Annotated in this window: 18 protein-coding genes and 1 tRNA gene; 6 read left to right on the forward strand and 13 right to left on the reverse strand. The window is 59.0% G+C overall.

Annotation, left to right across the window (positions count from 1 at the left end; all coding sequences use genetic code 11):
- On the reverse strand, window positions 1-159 hold the full coding sequence (locus tag KZZ06_RS04785) for an argininosuccinate lyase (protein WP_219578905.1): 159 nt from the start codon (window positions 157-159) through the stop codon (window positions 1-3).
- Complete coding sequence (gene argH / locus KZZ06_RS04790) at window positions 156-1,547, reverse strand: argininosuccinate lyase (RefSeq protein WP_219578906.1); 1,392 nt, start codon at window positions 1,545-1,547, stop codon at window positions 156-158. Before argH ends, KZZ06_RS04785 begins: the two co-directional genes overlap by 4 nt.
- 22 nt (window positions 1,548-1,569) lie before the next feature.
- Between argH and KZZ06_RS04795 the strand changes: the two genes are divergently transcribed.
- Complete coding sequence (locus KZZ06_RS04795) at window positions 1,570-2,139, forward strand: TlpA disulfide reductase family protein (RefSeq protein ID WP_219578907.1); 570 nt, start codon at window positions 1,570-1,572, stop codon at window positions 2,137-2,139.
- A 37-nt stretch (window positions 2,140-2,176) separates the two neighbouring features.
- On the opposite strand, the gene KZZ06_RS04800 is transcribed toward KZZ06_RS04795, so the two are convergent.
- Window positions 2,177-3,253, reverse strand: a complete 1,077-nt coding sequence (locus tag KZZ06_RS04800) for a Hint domain-containing protein (RefSeq protein ID WP_219578908.1) — start codon at window positions 3,251-3,253, stop codon at window positions 2,177-2,179.
- Window positions 3,254-3,416: 163 nt separating this feature from the next.
- Entirely contained in the window at window positions 3,417-4,331 is a 915-nt protein-coding gene (locus KZZ06_RS04805) for a lipid A-modifier LpxR family protein (protein ID WP_219578909.1), read from the reverse strand.
- A gap of 220 nt (window positions 4,332-4,551) precedes the next feature.
- Between KZZ06_RS04805 and KZZ06_RS04810 the strand changes: the two genes are divergently transcribed.
- Entirely contained in the window at window positions 4,552-5,076 is a 525-nt protein-coding gene (locus KZZ06_RS04810) for a winged helix DNA-binding protein (RefSeq protein WP_219578910.1), read from the forward strand.
- Here KZZ06_RS04810 and eda read toward each other — a convergent pair.
- Both eda and edd read right to left on the reverse strand, forming a co-directional pair.
- Window positions 5,073-5,714: a bifunctional 4-hydroxy-2-oxoglutarate aldolase/2-dehydro-3-deoxy-phosphogluconate aldolase gene (gene eda, locus KZZ06_RS04815; RefSeq protein WP_219578911.1), complete on the reverse strand. Its 642-nt coding sequence runs from the start codon at window positions 5,712-5,714 to the stop codon at window positions 5,073-5,075. The two genes, KZZ06_RS04810 and eda, sit on opposite strands and share 4 nt — an antisense overlap.
- A 21-nt stretch (window positions 5,715-5,735) precedes the next feature.
- Window positions 5,736-7,535 (reverse strand): phosphogluconate dehydratase, encoded by a 1,800-nt coding sequence (edd, locus tag KZZ06_RS04820; RefSeq protein WP_219578912.1) that lies wholly within the window; start codon window positions 7,533-7,535, stop codon window positions 5,736-5,738.
- 170 nt (window positions 7,536-7,705) lie between these two features.
- Between edd and KZZ06_RS04825 the strand changes: the two genes are divergently transcribed.
- The gene (locus KZZ06_RS04825) at window positions 7,706-8,581 is read left to right on the forward strand and encodes a BadF/BadG/BcrA/BcrD ATPase family protein (RefSeq protein WP_219578913.1); all 876 of its coding nucleotides are present in this window, start codon (window positions 7,706-7,708) and stop codon (window positions 8,579-8,581) included.
- Window positions 8,578-9,705: an N-acetylglucosamine-6-phosphate deacetylase gene (gene nagA, locus KZZ06_RS04830; protein WP_219578914.1), complete on the forward strand. Its 1,128-nt coding sequence runs from the start codon at window positions 8,578-8,580 to the stop codon at window positions 9,703-9,705. The genes KZZ06_RS04825 and nagA overlap by 4 nt, the downstream gene beginning before the upstream one ends.
- A 35-nt stretch (window positions 9,706-9,740) precedes the next feature.
- On the opposite strand, the gene KZZ06_RS22470 is transcribed toward nagA, so the two are convergent.
- The 7 genes from KZZ06_RS22470 to KZZ06_RS04870 all read right to left on the reverse strand — a co-directional run bounded on the left by KZZ06_RS22470 (window position 9,741) and on the right by KZZ06_RS04870 (window position 16,749).
- Entirely contained in the window at window positions 9,741-10,262 is a 522-nt protein-coding gene (locus tag KZZ06_RS22470; protein ID WP_257884209.1) for a UGSC family (seleno)protein, read from the reverse strand.
- Between the two features lie 24 nt (window positions 10,263-10,286).
- Entirely contained in the window at window positions 10,287-11,876 is a 1,590-nt protein-coding gene (locus KZZ06_RS04845) for a redoxin domain-containing protein (RefSeq protein WP_219578917.1), read from the reverse strand.
- Between the two features lie 63 nt (window positions 11,877-11,939).
- Window positions 11,940-12,034: transfer RNA gene (locus tag KZZ06_RS04850), tRNA-Sec, on the reverse strand.
- 41 nt (window positions 12,035-12,075) lie between these two features.
- Window positions 12,076-13,962, reverse strand: a complete 1,887-nt coding sequence (selB, locus tag KZZ06_RS04855) for a selenocysteine-specific translation elongation factor (RefSeq protein WP_219578918.1) — start codon at window positions 13,960-13,962, stop codon at window positions 12,076-12,078.
- The gene (gene selA / locus KZZ06_RS04860; RefSeq protein WP_308340001.1) at window positions 13,959-15,344 is read right to left on the reverse strand and encodes an L-seryl-tRNA(Sec) selenium transferase; all 1,386 of its coding nucleotides are present in this window, start codon (window positions 15,342-15,344) and stop codon (window positions 13,959-13,961) included. Before selA ends, selB begins: the two co-directional genes overlap by 4 nt.
- Before the next feature lie 68 nt (window positions 15,345-15,412).
- Window positions 15,413-16,330, reverse strand: a complete 918-nt coding sequence (locus tag KZZ06_RS04865; protein ID WP_219578919.1) for an MYG1 family protein — start codon at window positions 16,328-16,330, stop codon at window positions 15,413-15,415.
- Window positions 16,331-16,437: 107 nt separating this feature from the next.
- Complete coding sequence (locus KZZ06_RS04870; protein ID WP_219578920.1) at window positions 16,438-16,749, reverse strand: ETC complex I subunit; 312 nt, start codon at window positions 16,747-16,749, stop codon at window positions 16,438-16,440.
- A 138-nt stretch (window positions 16,750-16,887) separates the two neighbouring features.
- Here KZZ06_RS04870 and KZZ06_RS04875 point away from each other — a divergent pair, with 138 nt between their 5' ends.
- Both KZZ06_RS04875 and uvrB read left to right on the forward strand, forming a co-directional pair.
- Window positions 16,888-17,172, forward strand: coding sequence for an antifreeze protein (locus KZZ06_RS04875; protein WP_219578921.1), 285 nt, complete (start codon window positions 16,888-16,890; stop codon window positions 17,170-17,172).
- Window positions 17,173-17,258: 86 nt separating this feature from the next.
- Window positions 17,259-19,475: an excinuclease ABC subunit UvrB gene (gene uvrB / locus KZZ06_RS04880; RefSeq protein WP_219578922.1), complete on the forward strand. Its 2,217-nt coding sequence runs from the start codon at window positions 17,259-17,261 to the stop codon at window positions 19,473-19,475.
- The last annotated feature ends 16 nt before the right edge of the window (window positions 19,476-19,491 follow it).

Genomic DNA, 19,491 nt, shown 5'->3' on the forward strand with positions numbered 1-19,491 from the left:
CTAAAACTTTTTGACCACGCCAAACTCGGCAGAGCCCGAGATCGACACCCCAGGCTCCGTCACTGATGGTTGCTGGCGCGGGTGCGGGGGTTTCGGCTCTCCGTCCGCGCCACAAGCCGCAAGGGTTAACAGCATGACAATCGCAATCGCGCGGTTCATCCAAGGATCCCTTTCCAACGGGCAACCTGCGCGCGGACCTGTGCGGGCGCGGTGCCCCCGTAAGACATACGCGAATTGACGGAATTTTCCACGCCTAACACGTCAAACACGTCTGCCGTAATCCCGTCATGGGCAGTTTTCATCTGCTCCAGCGTCAGATCAGGCAGGTCACAACCGTTCTTTTCGGCCAGCGCCACCAGCGATCCGGTGATATGATGCGCATCGCGGAACGGCAGGCCCAACACCCGCACCAGCCAGTCGGCCAGATCAGTCGCGGTCGAGAAACCGGACCCCGCCGCGGCGGCAAGGCTGTCGCGGTTTGCGGACATGTCTTTGACCATGCCTTCCATCGCGGCCAGCGCCAGCATCAGGTTGTCGGCAGCGTCGAATACCTGTTCTTTATCTTCCTGCATGTCCTTGGAGTAGGCCAGCGGCAGCCCCTTCATCACCATCATCAGTGCCACATTGGCACCCATGATACGGCCAATTTTGGCGCGGATCAGTTCTGCGGCATCAGGGTTTTTCTTTTGCGGCATAATGCTGGACCCGGTCGAAAACCGGTCCGACAGGGTCACGAAACGGAATTGTGCCGACGACCAGATCACCAGCTCTTCGGCAAAGCGGCTTAGGTGCATGGCGCAGATCGACGCGGCCCCAAGGAATTCCAACGCGAAGTCACGGTCGCTAACCGCATCCAGCGAATTGGCCGACGGGCGGTCAAATCCAAGCGCCTGCGCCGTCATGTCGCGGTCGATGGGAAAGGAGGTGCCAGCCAATGCAGCGGCCCCCAAAGGCGATTCATTCATCCGCGCCCGCGCATCGCGCATCCGGCTTAGATCGCGGCCGAACATCTCAACATAGGCCATCATATGATGGCCCCACGTGACCGGCTGCGCGGTTTGCAAATGGGTGAAACCGGGCATGACCCAATCGGCACCCGCCTCTGCCTGACCCAACAATGCTTGGATCAACGCCAGCAAACCGCTTTCGGCAGCATCAAATTGATCGCGCACCCACAGTTTGAAATCCGTCGCGACCTGATCGTTGCGCGACCGGCCTGTGTGCAGGCGGCCCGCGGGTTCACCGATCACCTCTTTCAGGCGCGCCTCAACGTTCATGTGGATGTCTTCCAGCGCGGTCGAATAGGCAAACGTGCCGCCTTCGATCTCTGACAAGACCGTGAGCAGGCCTTTCCGAATGGCATCGGCATCGCTATCACTGATGATGTCTTGTGCAGCCAACATGGCGGCATGGGCGCGCGACCCGGCAATGTCCTGGGCGGCCATGCGTTGGTCAAACGAGATCGAGGCGTTGATCGCCTCCATGATCGCGTCTGGTCCGGCGGCAAAACGGCCACCCCACATTTTGTTCGAAGTCGTATCGGTCATCAGGCAACCCCTCGGAGGGAAAATGAAAAAGATAATGCTCGCGCTCGTTTATACGGCCCTAGCGGTCGGTGCAAACCCCAGCTTTGCGCAAACAGCCGACATCACGGCGCTGCGTGACGGCGACATGAAGAAACTTGTCGTGCATGACGCGCCTGTGGCGACGTCAACGGTTGCCTTTGATCTGGCTGATGATGCGGGCACCGCCACCCTAGAAGACTGGCGCGGAAAGTTTGTACTTTTGAATTTCTGGGCCACATGGTGTGCGCCCTGCCGCAAGGAAATGCCCCAGTTGAACGCCTTGCAAAATGAATTTGGCGGGGATGATTTCGAAGTGCTGACCCTTGCCACGGGTCGCAATTCACCCGACGGGATCAAACGTTTCTTTGAGGAAGCGGGCGTTGACAGCCTGCCCCGTCATCAAGACCCCAAACAGGCGGTTGCCAGCCAGATGGGCGTCTTTGGTCTGCCGATCACGGTGATCCTGGACCCCGAGGGGCGCGAAATCGCGCGACTGCGCGGGGATGCTGATTGGTCAAGCGACAGCGCCAAGGCGATCATCAAAGCGTTGATCGACAGCCGCGCGGACAGCTAAACGGTTTCGGGCAGCAGTACCGCCGCCCAAAATCACATTATGCAGCGTGTTGCAGGATCGCAGCCTCGGACATCGACAGATTTCTACGGGCATAGCGGCCATAACTGTGCGGATCAGCGCTGAGACCAGGGTAATTTGCAATCAAGCGGTCGCGGTCGCTGGCATCCAAGCTGTCCAGTGCCGCGGATGCGGGGTGAAAGCTTTCTGTCTCGACACCATTCGCCCACATGATCTGGTGCTGATCCAGCAGCAGATGAATATAGGTGACTTCGCGCGCGTGCGCATCGACCGTCACACTGGACCCGTTGATCAAATCGCGCGCAGTCACCAACACTTCGTCAGTGTTGAACAGGTTCTGCGCGACCTCGCCCTTGATCAATATGCGATGGCTGGGCGAGACCAGTAAATCCTGATCAGGACGGGCAAGCCCCAGCGCATTGGCGTGAAACCTTACGGGGCGCAGCTGCGGCATGGTAAACAGGCGCGCGCCACTCATCCGGCGTTTCCCGATCCAGCGAACCGGCTGCATGCCGTTGTCTTTGGTCTGCACCAGATCGCCTTCGTGCAAGTCCTCGATCCGGGCCACGCCGTCCCCTGTGCGGATCAACGTGCCGGGTGTGAAACAAATCACGCCGCCATTTTGCTGTGCGACCTTGTCCAAGGACGTGGTGCTGAGACTATGGTGCACGATCCAAAGATCACAGTTGCGAGGCGGGATATCATCGATGAACATCACAAGCGGCTGACTGCCACCGCCGACTTCGATCAACGTAACGGTATAGCTTTTGCCGCCATCGGTGACGACAAAGCTGTTATCCATCAACATGTTAAACGGATCATCGCCGTGGTGTTTGCGTGCCTTTGGCGCGTCTTTATCCAACGCCGCACCGACAAGCCGGTGCACCATACGTGCCGCGCGTTTACGAAGTTCTTCTGCGCCGTCTGCCTGATCCAGCCGCAATACGTCAGATGGGCCGTCAACGCGTATCGCGTCGCCTCTCCATGCCCATGCAGCCCCTACTTCGAGAGATTGCACTGGCGCGGCGTCTAGCCCGTCTATGTCAGTCTGCGACCAGCTAATGACAAACGTGCCTCGAAAGCCTGTTTTCGCCACTATACTACTGCCTCATCGTTTTTTTTATTACCCTTAGAGTAGCAAAGAACGGGGAATAAGCAAAGACAGTAACTGCTAAATTGTCGAACGCCTTGCAGCACGCACAGGCCTTGCTGCAAGGACGGTGCATTGGCGGCAATAAACCCGAGGTTGTGTGGCCGTGTTAGAATGAAAAATTGATGCGCAGCGATCCGACGACCTGATCGTCAGGCTGGGTTTCGTATTCTTTCCCCAACCACGTCGCGCCGTAAAAAATCGATGTTTTCTTGCCCTGCCAATGGACGCCCAACCGCACCCGGTCGCGGTGATCGGTCAGCATGTAGCCACGGTTTTCAGGCAGGAACGTGCTGTCGCTTACATAGGCGACATCGGCCCCCGCAACAAAGCTATAGCCCGCGCTTTTGGCATTCTGAATCACCCGGTAGCGGTGCCCTGATGTGCTGTCGCGCACCAAAAAGGCGTCTCGTGCAGCTGACCCGAATGTCACATCGAACCCGGCACGCATCATCGTTTCAATGCCTGCCTGGCCTTCAACAAACGGACGAAAGCCTATGTTTTCGCCCAGCGGGATCGTTCGCGCGACCTCGACCAGAACGGTTGGATGAAAACCGTTTTCGATCTGATTATCCAAGGTGCTATCTGTCGGGGGCGGATCACCGATCAGTTCGTGTAATTCGCGCTGCAAACTGCCCAGACCGGTCTGCGGGCCGGTCACATACAGGGATGCGCCAACAGTATATTCGATGCCCTTGGGTTTGAAATGTGTATGTATTCCTGCCGATACGGCCCCGGCCCAAGGCCGCGATCCTGCGGAAGGGCGGGTCAGGTTCGCGGGTGCCAGCACCTCAATCCCAAGACGCAATTCAACCAGCTCGCCAAACTCTTTGGGCAACGCGCCCGTCCATTCCGGCCCCCACACACGTGACGACGACACTGCGCCTGTCCGCTCTCGGTCTTGAAGGTCGCCAAGGTAGTCGTTGGTGATCAGCCGCCCATAGCCAAGATACTCGCGCCCCTCTGCCGCCCCGGCCTGAGGCAGGGAAAATAGAAAAATCGCGGCTGCGATGGCCTTGAGCATTCTTGGTACTCCTGTGTTCGACCCGATTGGACAGCACAGCCAAAGAGGATCACCAGATTCGAGGCTGCACAATGGCAACGGCGTAACATCTAATGATGGAATACGTCGAGAATTGGGCCGCTAATATTAAAATCAAATACCCTAAACCCGGTCCCGGAACATTGCATGACGTACACAAATCGCTAACGTAACGGCAACAATAATCAGCTTTAGGTGCCGTATGTCAGACGCAAAATCACAACCTTCTCGCAGGATTGTATCTTCACGCCACTTGGCCGAGGGCGAAGGGTGGGAGGCATCCGAGCTCGAGTACGGGATGATTATCGCCTATAACGCGTTCAGCCGCTGGATGTCGCGCTGTATGACGGCGGCGGGAAATTCCGATCTGACGCCTTTGGAAATTCTGGTGTTGCACAACACCAATCACCGGGGCCGCGAAAAGCGGCTGACCGACATCTGCTTTATGCTGAACATCGAAGACACGCACACGGTGAACTATGCCCTGCGCAAGCTGCTGAAGTCAGGGCTGCTTGAGGCCGATAAACGGGGCAAAGAAGTGTTCTACAGAACGTCGCCCACAGGGGCCGAGCTGATCGAGGCCTATCGCGCGGTGCGCAACACCTGCCTGATCGACAATTTGGACCGCACAGATATGAAAGGCGACGACCTGCGCGAGATCGCCGCCCGTTTGCGTGCTATTTCAGGCCAATACGATCAGGCCAGCCGCGCTGCTGCGTCGCTTTAGCGGCCCAGCTTGCTGGCGGCGCGGGCCAATTCCGTGATTGCCGCCCAGTCGCCTTGGCGCACCAGCGCGTCGGGGGCGACCCAGCTGCCACCGGCACAAACCACGTTCGGCAGCGACAGATAGCTTTCGGCGTTGGCGGGGCTAACACCACCTGTCGGGCAGAAACGGATTTGCGGCAATGGCGATGCGAGCGATTTCAACGCAGGCGCGCCGCCCGAGGATTCTGCCGGAAAAAACTTGAGCATGTCATAGCCGCGTTCCAGCAGGCGCATCGCCTCGGACGCGGTGGCGGCACCGGGCAGCATCGGTAAATCCATGTCTTCAGCGGCTTGTAGCAACCTGTCTGTCGCACCGGGAGAGACACCGAATTTCGCGCCCGCATCAACCGCACGTTTCACATCGTCAGGCGTTAGCAAGGTGCCCGCGCCCACAACACCGCCTTCGACCTTGGCCATTTCTGCGATCACGTCCAACGCGACATCAGTGCGCAATGTCACCTCAAGCGCGGGCAATCCACCGGCGATCAGCGCCTCGGCCAGCGGGCGGGCATGGGCCACGTCATGCACGACCAGAACCGGCACGATGGGTGCGAGTTTGCAGATGTCATATGCGGCGGCGCTTGCTTGTTGCGGGGTCATAGAAATCGTCCTTTATTCAATTCAAATGCTGCTGGCACCGGTATCGGCGGCCCCGACAGTCCTGCGGAAATTCGCGAACAGCTCGCGACCTTGACCGTATTCATTCCCGGACAGATCGGCGATTGTAACGGGGCGGTCAAGCGCGCCGGGCGTTGTCACCTCAAGCACGCCGTCACGCGCATCGACGCGGATCATATCGCCATCTTTGATACGGGCGATCGGGCCGCCATCTAGGGCTTCGGGGCAGACATGGATCGCGCTTAGAACCTTGCCCGACGCGCCGGACATCCGGCCATCCGTCACCAGCGCGACCTTCAGCCCCTTGGCTTGCAGGTTCGCCAGTACCGGCGTCAGGCTGTGCAGTTCCGGCATACCGTTGGCTTTGGGCCCCTGAAAGCGGACCACGACAACGACATCACTGGTGAACTCTCCGTTTTTATAGGCTTCTTTCACCGTTTCCTGATCGTGGAACACCCGTGCAGGTGCTTCGACAATAAAGTGTTCGGGCTTGACCGCCGACACTTTGGTAACAGCATTGCCCAAGGATCCTGACAGCCGCTTTAGCCCGCCGGTCGGCTGGAACGGGTCACCCATGGGGCGCAGGATCTTGTCGTTCAACGTTGCAGTCGGGCCAGAAACCCATTCAACCGCGCCGTCTTTCAGCTTGGGGTCGCGGGTATAGCGGTCAAGCCCGTCACCGGCGATGGTTTTCACATCGTCATGCAGCAACCCGCCGCCCAGCAATTGACCGATCATATACCCCAAGCCACCGGCGGCATGGAAATGGTTCACGTCCGCCAGACCGTTTGGATAAACCCGCGCCAGCAGCGGCGTCACCTCGGCCAGATCCGAGAAATCCTGCCAGTCCAGAATGATTCCGCCCGCACGCGCCATTGCAACCAGATGGATCAACAAGTTCGTCGACCCACCCGTCGCGTGCAGGCCAACGATGCCGTTTACATAAGCCTTTTCATCCAACACGTCGCAGACTGGCGTATAGCTGTTGCCCAAGTGGCTGATCGCCAAGGCCCGCTGCGTACCTGCAATCGTCAGGGCATCGCGCAACGGTGTGTTGGGGTTCACAAAGGATGCGCCGGGCAGGTGCAGGCCCATGAACTCCATCAGCATCTGGTTGGTGTTGGCCGTGCCGTAGAATGTGCATGTTCCCGGCCCATGATATGCCGCCATCTCCGAGGCCATCAGCTCTTCTCGGGTTGCGTCGCCCGAGGCGAAGCGCTGGCGCACGGCAGCCTTTGCATCGTTCGAGACGCCTGATGTCATCGGACCTGCTGGCAGAAACACCGCGGGCAAATGGCCAAATGCTTGCGCCGCGATGACCAACCCCGGCACGATTTTGTCACAGACGCCAAGGAAAACTGCGGAATCGAATGTGTTGTGGCTTAGGCCAACGCCCGCTGCCATGGCGATGATATCACGCGAAAACAGGCTCAGCTCCATCCCCGCCGTGCCTTGGGTAACGCCATCGCACATTGCAGGAACGCCGCCTGCAACCTGCGCCGTGCCCCCCGCCCCACGGGCCGCATCACGGATAAGTTCGGGGAACCGTTCAAACGGCTGATGCGCCGACAGCATGTCATTATAGGTGGTGATAATGCCGATATTGCCCGCAGACTGCGTTGCCAGTGCCGCTTGGTCTGCGCCCGCGCCCGCATAGGCATGGGCCTGACCGCTGCATGATAAATGTGCCCGTGCTGGACCCGCCTCGGCGGCACCGCGCATACGGGCCAGGTATGCCTGACGGCCTGTGCTGCTTCTTTCGATAATGCGGTCGGTGACCCGTGCGACGGTTTCATTCAGCATAATTATTCCCTCACTATCAATCTGGGCTGTCCAAGATAAGATTGCTCGATTAATGTTAGCGCTAACTTAGCACTGAAACATGCGATTTGTAAATGGACTTGCGCAAACGCTTTTGCGCCAACCGGGAAAATATCCTTTCCCCCACAAAACAGGTATCTTAGACAAGCTTCATGATGGATCAACACCCCCCTTTAATCATTGGCGTCGATGGCGGCGGAACCGGTTGCCGCGTTGTGGTTGGCACCGCCCAAGACGGCATACTGGCCGAGGCCAAAGGCGGCCGCGCCAATGTCAGCACCAATTTTGACGAGGCGATCACACATATTCTGGAAGCGACCCATGCTGCGGTAAAGGACGCTGGCCAAGACGCGGCACAGATAAATCATGCAGTTGCCCATCTGGGGTTGGCAGGATTTACCGGGCCTGACATTGGCAAACGCATCGCAGACGCGCTGCCCTTTGGCAAAAGCGTAGTGACCGAAGACACGACAACCACCATTGTCGGGGCCATCGGGGCCGAGGACGGATATGTTCTGGCGCTCGGGACCGGCACGATCATTGCGCGGCAACGCGGGCAGGCGCAGACCTGCATTGGTGGCTGGTGTTATCAGGTGTCTGATCAAGCGTCAGGCGCTTGGCTGGGGCATGGCGCACTGGAACAGACGTTGCTGGCCGTTGACGGCATCATTCCGGCAAGCCCTTTGTCGGAACGGATGCTCGCCAAGCTTGGCGGCGCGGCTGGCATCGTGCAATTCAGCCTCAAGGCCCGCCCCGGCGATTTTGGCACCCTTGCCCCCGATGTGGTGGAAACCGCCGCAGCCGGCGATCCGATTGGCACATTGCTGATGCAACGCGGTGCGGATTACCTTCAGAACGCGCTTGCGGCGTTGGAATATCAAACAAACGATTTGCTGTGTCTGGCAGGCGGGGTCGGGCCACATTATGCGCCGTATCTGCCCGGCCAGATGACCGCCAATCTGGCACCTGCAAAAGGCCGGGCCGTCGATGGTGCCTTTACCCTCGCCAAGAGCGCCGCAGCACAATGACCCAAGCGAAATCGGCCTATATCGGTGCGCGCATTTTCGACGGTGCGGCACTGCGGGACGACCATGCGCTACTGGTGCTGTCAGACGGCGAGACGCGCATTATCGGGCCACAGGACATTCCTAGCAATTGCGCGACGCACAGCTTGGATGGCGGGATATTGCTATCGGGGTTTGTCGATTTGCAGGTCAATGGTGGTGGCGTGATGTTCAACGACGCCCCAACGGTGAAAACCCTAGCCACCATTGCAGCGGCGCATCGGGGGCTGGGCACAGCGGCGATCCTGCCCACATTGATCACCGACACGCCCAGCCAAACCGCCGCAGCGATCAAGGCTGTCACCGACGCGCTGGATCAAGGGATTCCCGGGATTGCGGGCCTGCACCTTGAGGGGCCGCATCTTAGCGTGGCGCGCAAAGGCGCGCATGACGGCACCCTGATCCGCCCAATGCAAGACAGCGATCTGCGCGGGCTGCTGGACGCCGTTGACCATATTCCCAACCTGATGATGACGGTCGCACCGGAAAGCGTAACAAACGCGCAAATCAGGGCGATGGCAGATGCAGGCATCATCGTGTCCCTTGGCCACAGTGATTGTGATTATGGCACGGCCATGGCCGCCTTTGACGCGGGCGCACGCTGCGCCACCCACCTGTTCAACGCAATGAGCCAAGCCCAAGCCCGCGCACCCGGTCTGGTCGGTGCCGCACTGGATCATGGCGGGGCTGCCAGCGGATTGATTGCAGATGCTGTGCACGTCCACCCCGCAATGATCCGCGCCGCGCTTGCTGCCAACCAAGGCCCGAGCGAGGTGTTTCTGGTGACCGATGCGATGGCGACTGCGGGATCGGACATCACCAGCTTCACACTAAACGGCCGTGAAATTCTGCGTAGCGATGGCAGACTTACCCTTGCGGATGGTACCCTTGCTGGTGCTGACCTGACAATGCCGCAGGCGATCCGCGTGATGGTTGAGCAGGTCAAAGACCCGCTTGAAAAGGCGCTGGCCCGCGCGACCACAATCCCTGCTGGGATGTTAAGCAGCTCGCCGTCGCGAAATCGTGCAGATGATATGTTGTGGCTCAGTCAGGACATGACCAAGACGTGCTGGATCGCTGAACTGTAAAGCGGCCCAAGGGTTCCCCTGCGCCGCCTTTGTCGTTATTTATCGCGCAGCGCCGCCATGATCTGATCATAGGCTTCGCGCGCTTTGATGCGCATTTCGTCGTCGGTTGCATCCTGAATTGGATGCGGCACCAAGACATATCGCGCGCTTTCCATACCTAATGCCTTGCGCTGCGTTTCAGCAGCTTGGCCAAACGCGCTTGAGGCGACGGAAACGGACGGGATCCCCTGGATTTCAAACCAGACTGTATCGTGCATACTGCACGTGGTACATGATCCTCAGTCCGCCAATGCCTCGATCATGAAATCGCATTCGTCGCGAATTTGATGGCGCAATGCGTCGGGGCACGGCTTGGCAAATGTCGGCTTGGTATAGCGGCGAATTTCAACACCGGGCGCGCCTTCGGCTATCAAACGGTCCAGCTCGTCCAGCAGGATATTGCCGCGCGGTTTGCTGATGTTCAGCAGCCCCACAACCCCCTGCACCGATCCGGATCGCTCGGTAATCTGACGCACGACCGGGACGCGTTCATCCGTCGGGTCGAGAATTATAGTCATTCATGTCCTCCTCTGTGGGTGATGCTAGCCCAGATCGATCTTTCTGGAAACGGAAATTGACCCGACCGCGCCCGTGGCCCAGCCATGGAAGGCCGACGAAAACTTGCCCGCCTCGCCGCCTGCGACAACGATGTGGATGTATTCTTTGGCAGCGAATTTCGGGGCCAGCTGCGCCAGTTTTTCCGGCCCCATCTTTTCGGCATCGGCAACAGGAATGCCCGCGCCGGAATGGTCGTCCTGCACCATTTCGCTCAAGGGGCGCGATGTGACTTCTTGAATGCGGTCGCGCAGACGGTCCTTGGAATAATCGCCGTCAACGGTCAGCGTGTTGATGTGTTCGGGGCACACCACCAGCAGCGCATCAACAGGCAGGTTGTGCAATTTGGGCATAAACACACCCTCAAGCCCCTGCCCCAGTGACCCTGCAATCTGATCCGGCTTGCGCGAGGTTTGGTCGACGATATGCACGGGGCCACCTGTCATGGCAAAGACGGTCACAACGGAATCCTCCGCCTTGAAACCACGCTCGACATGCAGCGGCTCCCACGGTGACACGGATTCATTTTCGGCAAAGCACATGGTGTATTTCATCGGGTTGCCCAACACCGAGCGTTCAACGCCCCCCGTCGTTGCCCCGCCGACATTACGGATCACCAACCGCAGCGCCCGGCCGATGGTGGCGTTGGCGCGGTTGCCCGCCCCCATCGCACCAAGGCCCGCATTCATGCCGTTTTTTTCCACCACAGGGCCGTTCACGACCATCACCGTCGCGGCCCCCATTGTGGTTGCCGTCACCCCGTGGATGTTGAATTCATCGGTGCAAACGGCCTCGACCGCGGCGATAACAACGGGCAGGTATGCAGGCTTGCAGCCAGCCATCACCGCGTTGATCGCGATTTTTTCGACCGTGCCAACACCCATGTTCGGGGGCACGGTTGCCACGACATCTTGCGGGTCGCGGTGGGTGCCGGCCAGCATCCGCATCACCCGTTCGGGGGTTGGCGGCACCAATGGCAACCCGTCCGAAAACCCCTGATCGAACATGAATTCGGCCACGTCATCGCCGCTGGCCACCTCGACCTTGCGGGCGCGCAAAACGCTGCCGTCTGCCTCGGCGCGCAGTTTGTCGTATATCTCGGGATCAAAGTGTTTTGACCCGCAACCGGGCCGCCACGCGGGCAAGCTATCCCAGTCGATTTGCGCGGCGGGCTGGCGGGTTTCCATGGCGATCTGATCGGACAGTGCTTGCCAGTCATCGCGCACGAACCCTTCGAACTTGGTGACGACCTTGCCACCCTCATCGATCCAGAACGCGGCGGGCACAATTTCGATGTCCCAGTTAAACGACGCCTTGCACCCTGCATCTGCGAGCACCGGCATGGTCAGCCCGTGACGCTGTGCGAAATCGGCATTCTTATCGCCGGACTGGCCCAGCACGACCATTTCGATACCGCCGCCATAGGCCTTGAACAGCCCCTCAAGAACCGGACCCGCAATGTTGCAGGTTTCGCAATCTTCTTTCACGAAACACACCAAGCTGGGGCCCGTGCCGTCAAAAGCCTGCGCCGTTCCGTCCAGGGTATTAAGTGTGAAAGCCTGCGCCGCATCGATCATGTGCCACCCTCCCAAGTATGCATTTGCACATTGATGGGGATTATAGCCCAATGTCCAGACACTTGGCGGAGGTGGATGGGAATCGAACCCACCACACGCCTATTCGACGCGTCCATGGTTTTGAAGACCAGGGAAGCCACCAGACTCCAGTCACCTCCGTTTGGGCGGACCCTAACGGCAGGGGCTGACGGGTGAAAGATCAATCATCAGGTTGTGCCATCTGGCGCGCATCACCATCGCGGTAGGTCACCCCCGCTGCATCAAAATATTCAAGCAGCGGGACGATGAACTTGCGACTGGTGTGCAATATTTCACGCGCTTGGCCCGTGGTAAAACGCATCGGGGGCGGGAATGCGCCCCTCAAGGTTTTGCCAGCGGTGGCGACGGATTGCGCATGAAAGACAAGCCGCTGGTTCAGGCCGACATTGATCATGGCTACGGCTGTTTGACGGGCGATCAACAGCTCGATCAGGTCGGCGTCGTCGCTGTTCTGCACGAGATCGCTCAGGCTCGGCGGCGTGGTGCCACCGTCCCCTAGCTGTGTTTCGATCTCGGCCATACGATCCTTTTGCAACGGCGTCATTGCCGCAGCGGGGTCGTGTGTGGCCAGCCCGATCTGGCCCTCGGCGATACGGATATCCCCTGCTGCGGCCAAGGTGTTTTCCACATATCGGGTCAGCATTGACGATTGGGCGCGGTTTACCATTTTGGCACGCGGGGCAAAGCGTTTGAGCGGGTGCGCGGCGTGAAAGGTTCTCATACTTTCAAGCAGATCGTTCTGCGCGCTCTTGATCGCTGGGGCCGATGCAATCCACCCTGTATCGATCACGCCGATTTCTGCCCCCAACGTCGATAGCACAAGCGCCGCGCTTTGCTGCGCGATCCGCGCGACATCCGCCAATTTTGCGCTGCCCCGCCCCTGCGCACAAAGCGCTTGTGCGATTGCAGAGACATCACCACCAGAAGCCGCCTTCATCACGGCTAAGCGCAGCCCGTCACCGGATTTCACACCGCTTGCGGCCGGATCAAGCACCACAGCACCGCCGATGGTTTCGGCAGGTGACAAGGCACGCAGGATCATCCGCTGGCCCGCATAGCCCGTGACAGGCTTGCGAAACCGAAGCTGCGCGAATGCGGTATTCCCGTGTTCAACCTGCCCCCCGCCCATCAGCCGCACCGTCGCGACGGCATGGGTCGTGCCGAAAAGCACCCTCACTTCAGACATATGCCTAAGCGGTTTTGGCGCGTCAGGCAGCAGCACCAGCTCCACATCCATGCAATCGCTGGGCGCGCATAGCCCGTCAGCCGCCAGAACATCCCCCCGTTCAATCTCCTCCGGAGCTATCCCGCGCAGATTGACCGCTGTGCGTTCCCCATGGGTCACCCGATCCCGCGCCGCGCCGCGCGATTGCAGCCCCCGGATCGTGACGGGCCGGTTTTGCGGTTGCAGGGTGATGGCGTCGGACAGGGCCAAATCACCGCCCAGCAACGTGCCGGTTACAACGGTTCCCATTCCCTGCACCGTAAAAACACGATCAACGGGAAGGAAACTTGCAGCGGGGTTCTGCGCCTTCGATGCCTCACCCAACAACTGCTCTAACCGGTGATGTAGTGACTGGATGCCAGCGTCTGAATCCGCAGAAACAGGGATCAGGTCAGCAGCCCCCAAACCCAAGTGTTCAAGCCCATCGCGGATCGTTTCAAGCCGCGCATTCAGATCATGAGGGTCCAGCAAATCAACCTTGGTCACAGCGACAAACCGGACCGGAACACCCAGCAATTTCGCAATGCGCAAATGTTCAAGCGTCTGGGGCGCGATGCCATCGACAGCGGAAACCACCAGCAGCGCCGCCTGTGCACCCGTGGCCCCTGCGACCATCGCACGGATGAAATCCTCGTGGCCCGGCGCATCGATCAGGTCAACGGTACCGGACGGATAGCGGCAATAGGCAAAGCCCAGATTGATCGACAGCCCGCGCTGTTTTTCCTGCGCCAAGGTGTCGGTTTCCATACCGGTCAGGCGGCGCACAAGCGTGGTTTTTCCGTGGTCCACATGGCCGATCACGATGACGCAGGCAGAGGTCATTGCGGGCGTGCGTGGCCGATTGCATCGACGACCAGCGGCAGCTCTGCATCCGTTACCGTGCGCATATCCAGCAAAACCTGATCTTGATGAATGCGGCCGATCACCGGCACCGGTGCACGTCGCAATGCATCGGCCAGTGTTTCCGCCGTCATGTCAGGATGGGCAATGCTGACCGCAACGCTTTGCAGCCCTTGTTGGGGCAGCGACCCGCCCCCGACATAGGCATCTGATGGAATGACTAAGGTCGTAACCAGCCCGTCAAGCTGCGCAGCAAGCGCGTTCGCCCGCGCCTGCACATCGGCCAACGGCTCTGACAGCATTTTGAGGACAGGAATGGTTTGGAACGGGTCATGCGGCGCGCGGTACAAACGCAAAGTCGCCTCGAGTGCTGCAAGGGACAGCTTGTCGATCCGCAGCGCCCGCAGCAGCGGATGCGACCGGAGTTTTGCAATCACATCGGCCTTGCCCGCGATAATGCCTGCTTGGGGTCCGCCCAACAGTTTGTCGCCGGAAAACATCACCACATCGACGCCAGCCCTAAGGATATCTGCGACAACGGGTTCGTCCGTCATCCCATAGGGCGACAGATCGATCAGCACACCACTGCCCAGATCCTCCATCAAAATCAGGTTCCGGTCTTTGGCCAGCTTGGCCAGATCACGTCTGGCGGGTGCCGACGTAAAACCGACGATCTTGAAATTGCTGGTGTGGCTTTTCAGCAAAACGGCAGTGTCGTCATTAATGGCTTCTGCATAATCGCTTAGCCGGGTTTTGTTCGTCGCGCCGACCTCGCGCAGGATGGCCCCGCTTTGCGCGATCACATCAGGCAGGCGGAATGATCCACCAATCTCGATCAGTTCGCCCCGCGAGGCGACGACCGTGCGTCCCATCGCCGTGCCCATCAGCCCCAACACAACGGCGGCTGCGCAATTATTCACGATCAACGCGGCCTCTGCGCCTGTCAGTTCGCAAATCAGCGCCTCCGCATGATCATAGCGCGAACCGCGTTTGCCGGTGGTCAGGTTCAGTTCAAGGTTGGATGGGTTCAGGCCCACATCCCGCATGGCCTCGATCGCTTGCGGCGCAAGGCGCGCACGGCCCAGATTGGTGTGGATGATAATGCCCGTCGCATTGACCACGGCGCGCAGGTTCAGCCGCCGCTCTTGTTCGATCACGGTCCGCAGGCGGTCGGCAAAGGCATCGCCCACAAAATCAGGAAGCTGCACCAGATCGCCCTTGGTGATCGCGCGGCGCAGGTTGGCCAAGGTCAGGCGCAGCGCGGCGACCACTTCATCACGGCTATGGGTATAAATCAAAGCGCCTATGGTCGGAGAGGTCAGCATCGCCTCGATCTGGGGCAGTTGTCTAAGTTGATCGTTCACACAAGCACCTGCCCTTTGATAACCGTCAGTCTATCCCGACGGCAGGCAAGGGCAAGGCAGTTCAAACGTTACACCGCGTCTTTGACGGCAAGATCAGCCATCTCAAGTGCTGCTTCGCGCGTAGACGCGACCGCGATGAACAGACCGTTGTGGCAGAATTTCGCACCTTTGACGCCGCAAGCAGCTTCGAGCGCATCATCCGTGAGACCGGCCCATGCAGCAGGCAAATCCGCGCGCTGCTCAAACCCGTCGCCACTAAGACGAATGCCGGTGATCGCCCAATCGCTGTCCCTTGGGTGGACAACGAATAGCAGATGATCGGCCCCGGCGGTTTCAATGGCTTTGCGGAATGGCATCCCCATCGGCAGTTCCAGCACACGCGACGGACCCGCTTGGGTGATCGCCTCTAGCACAGTGGCCTCGGCGCGCCGCTTGGCCGCCTTGCCCGCAATCGACCCTTCGATAAAGGCGCGGGCAATAGGCAGCGCCGCAGCAAATGCGCGATCATCCGCATCCGGGCTGCGGTCATCAAAGACCGGCTTGAGCGTGCCCAAAAGCGCGGGCAAGGTCAGTCCGGCAAGCTGCCCAGCGGCCGCGGGGGCCAGATCACCGTTGTCCACCAGATCAATCGGCAGAACAAACCCGGTGTCGAAGCTGCTGTGGATGTCGTCGATATCTGCCTCAGGAACACCAAAGGCGCGCAGATAATCGCGGCCGTAATGTGCCCAGATCAGCCCGAATGAACTGTAGGGCTGGCCATCTTCGCGCAGGGGATTGGGGCGTTGGTGGTGGTCGAATATCTGCGCATCGGCATCATATTCGCGGCCCACGTCATAGATGATTTTATCCGGCGCGGCTGTGGTCCATTTCGCATCGCGGCTGCGCACCAATTCGGCCTGCGGAAACAGGCGCGTCAGAATGACAGAAGACAATAATTCATCAGCATGAAAACCGCCGGAATGCGTAACAAGATGGGTAATGGTCATGAGCGGCCTCTAAAATAATATGCTGAACAGCGCGGCTGAAAAAAGCAAGACGCCACCCGATGGGAAGCGTCTTAGGCATGATGCGATCGTCGATATAGCGGCGGGGCTTAGTGGGTCCAGGCACCGCGGCGCGCTGTGGCAAAGTTTTCACCATAGCCACCCGGGCGAATATTGGAGCGGCGTTTGTGCGGCTCTTGGATGACGGCGTCGATGCCGTGATCCTGCGCATACTCGACTGCTTCTTCTTTGGTCTCAAACCGCAGCTTGACCTGCGTTTGCGTGTCATGGGACGATGTCCAGCCCATCAACGGGTCAATCTCGCGCGCGTTTTCTTGATCAAACTCAAGCAGCCAAACGTGCGTTTTGGCTGTGCCAGATGACATTGCTGTTCGTGCCGGTTGATAGATGCGAGCGCGCATGGGTAATTCTCCACTTTGGTGGCGTACGTATCGAACATTTAGGACAAGGTATCAAGTTATCACTGGCATTTGTAAATAAAACACCTTGCAAATGCTGCGCCGCAGCATAGTTTAGAGACAGCCCATCGGAGCAACCCCATGAACCCCCTGAATTTATTCGCCCTAAATACCCAATTTGCGTCGCTTTTGTTTGATACTCAGGCGGTGATGACCCTGCGTATTCTGGGGATGGCTGGCCTATTGCCGCATGCCAGCGGGGAAAATTCACGGATGGTCAAAGAAAAAGGCCCCGCGATGGCCCAAGCGTATAAATCCGCGACCAAGGCCGCAATGGCAGGGGGCAGCCCCGATCAGATCATGACCGCGGCGATGGAACCCGTCAGCAAAAAGGTGCGCGCCAACCGCAAGCGCCTCACAAAATAGGAGGTTTGTGCGCCGTTCAGGCGGCTGCCTCTTGAACCTGCGCAAAAACATGACACCTTAGGGGGCAACCCCCAAAGGACTTTGCCATGGCCTACGCCCACTCTGACAGTTTGCCAGAACGCAAGGAAGCGTTCCTATCGAATCCCGCACCCGATGTGCGTGACCGCCTCAAGCTTGAAGGCGGCAAAAAGTTTGTTTTGGCAACAGAATTTGAACCAGCAGGCGATCAGCCAACCGCGATCAAAGAACTGTCCGGAGGCGTGCGCGCAGGCGAGCGTGATCAGGTTCTGTTGGGTGCGACCGGGACGGGTAAGACGTTCACGATGGCCAAGGTCATTGAAGAAACGCAGCGCCCCGCCATCATTCTGGCCCCGAACAAGACATTGGCGGCGCAGCTTTATGGCGAATTCAAAGGGTTCTTTCCCGACAACGCCGTCGAGTATTTCGTCAGTTACTACGACTACTACCAGCCCGAGGCCTATGTCGCGCGGTCTGACACGTTCATCGAAAAAGAATCGCAGATCAACGAACAGATCGACCGTATGCGCCACTCGGCCACCCGTTCGCTGCTGGAACGTGACGATGTGATCATCATTGCATCCGTATCGTGCATCTATGGTATCGGGTCTGTCGAAACATACGGCGCGATGACGCAGGATATTAAGGTCGGCACATCCTATGACCAACGCAAGGTCATCGCCGATCTGATCGCACAGGCGTATAAACGCAATGATGCCGCGTTCCAGCGCGGCACGTTCCGGGTGCGCGGCGATTCGCTTGAGATTTTCCCCGCCCACCTTGAAGACCGCGCATGGCGTCTGTCATTCTTTGGCGAGGAGTTGGAGAGCATCACGGAATTCGACCCGCTGACCGGCGAAAAGACCGGTGCCTTCGACCAGATTCGCGTTTACGCCAACAGCCACTATGTGACGCCCAAACCCACAATGAATCAGGCGGTGATCGGCATCAAGAAAGAGCTGCGGATGCGGCTGGACCAGCTTGTCGCCGAAGGCAAACTGCTGGAAGCGCAGCGGCTTGAGCAGCGGTGTAATTTCGACATCGAGATGTTGGAAGCCACGGGCGTCTGCAACGGGATCGAGAACTATTCACGCTATTTGACGGGCCGCGCGCCGGGTGAGCCGCCCCCCACGCTGTTTGAATTTATCCCCGATAATGCGATCGTATTCGCGGATGAAAGCCACGTTTCCGTGCCGCAGATCGGCGGGATGTACAAAGGCGACTATCGGCGCAAATTCACGCTGGCCGAACACGGTTTCCGCCTGCCGTCCTGCATGGATAACCGCCCCCTTAAATTCGAGGAATGGGACGCCATGCGCCCGCAATCGGTATTCGTATCCGCAACCCCCGCCGCGTGGGAAATTGAACAAACCGGCGGCGTGTTTACCGAACAGATCATTCGCCCGACCGGCCTGATCGACCCAATGATTGAAATCCGCCCCGTCGAAATGCAGGTCGATGATCTGCTGGACGAGGTGCGCAAAGTCGCGGCTGATGGTTTCCGCACGCTTTGCACGGTTTTAACCAAACGCATGGCCGAAGATCTGACCGAATACATGCATGAACAGGGCATTCGCGTGCGCTATATGCACAGCGATATCGATACAATTGAGCGGATCGAAATCCTGCGCGATTTGCGCTTGGGTGCGTTCGACGTGCTGATCGGCATCAACCTTCTACGCGAGGGTTTGGACATTCCCGAATGCGGATTGGTTGCCATTCTCGACGCGGATAAAGAAGGTTTCTTGCGCTCTGAAACATCACTGATCCAGACGATTGGCCGTGCCGCGCGTAACGCCGAAGGCCGCGTTATCATGTATGCCGACCGCATCACCGGTTCGATGGAACGGGCGATGGGCGAAACAGATCGGCGCCGTGCCAAGCAGGTCGCCTATAACGAGTTGCACGGCATTACGCCCACCACGGTCAAAAAGAACGTCGATGACATTCTGGCGGGCCTCTACAAGGGCGACGTGGACATGAACCGCGTCACCGCCAAGATCGACAACCCTTTGGCTGGTGGCAATTTGCAAACCGTTCTGGACGGGCTGCGCACCGATATGCGCAAGGCCGCCGAGAACCTCGAGTTCGAAGAAGCCGCGCGTTTGCGTGACGAAGTGAAACGGCTTGAGGCTGTCGATCTGGCAATCGCGGACGACCCGATGGCACGGCAGTACGCCGTCGAAAAGGCTGTTGATGATGCACAAAAGGCATCTGGCCGATCCACCGGCGGGCGGGGCGGCATGCGCGGTGGCAAGTCCAGATATGGCGGGAAAAAGCGTTAATTCTTTGATAGGTGGG

Origin of the sequence: Sulfitobacter sp. CW3, assembly GCF_019392245.1 — a bacterium.
Classification (GTDB): Bacteria; Pseudomonadota; Alphaproteobacteria; order Rhodobacterales; family Rhodobacteraceae; genus Sulfitobacter.